This is a genomic window from Pseudomonas sp. EL_65y_Pfl1_R83 (assembly GCF_963970695.1).
GTDB classification, from domain to species: domain Bacteria; phylum Pseudomonadota; class Gammaproteobacteria; order Pseudomonadales; family Pseudomonadaceae; genus Aquipseudomonas; species Aquipseudomonas tritici.
In genome coordinates this window covers 1-498 of sequence record NZ_CAXAQI010000291.1, presented here as the reverse complement: position 1 = coordinate 498, position 498 = coordinate 1, and the positions used below count along the sequence as shown (strand labels likewise).

Genomic DNA, 498 nt, shown 5'->3' with positions numbered 1-498 from the left:
CAGGTCCTGGCGCACCACGTCGGCATTGCCGCGATGCCGAATGAGCCTCTCGCGCAGCCAACCCTCAAGGCCATCAAGCCGTTTCGGCCGCTCAGGCGATTTGAACGGCTTCACGCCGCCCGCCGCCACGTAGTCCTTTACCGTGTGATGGCTGCAGCCCAGCTCGCGCGCAATCCGCTTCAGACCCCACCCGCACGCCCTCAGGCGCAACATCTCCGCCACGTCATCCGGCGTCTTCATCACCTGCCCCCGTGGATCACTCCACGATGAGCCTTCCGTGATTCGTTCCTCGTTCATTCGCTCTCTCCTCGGCTATCCAAGGAGGGGGCAATTCCTCATGACGCCGAGGGGGCAGTTTTCCATGGCGCGCGACACCCAGGCGAGGGCCAGCTGGGCGCGGCTACAGCCGTACCGCTCTGCCGCGCGGGCAAGCCGCCCGTCCCTAGCGAGATGACCTCCGCAGATGGGAGAATGTGCCATGATCGGAACACCCCGCTC

1 protein-coding gene is annotated in these 498 nt (G+C 65.5%); it reads right to left on the bottom strand.

All coding sequences use genetic code 11. From position 1 onward, the window contains the following. Window positions 1–297: helix-turn-helix domain-containing protein (locus tag AACY08_RS28930; RefSeq protein ID WP_339472507.1), on the bottom strand; the 297-nt coding region annotated here is incomplete at its 3' end. Between the last annotated feature and the right edge of the window lie 201 nt (window positions 298–498).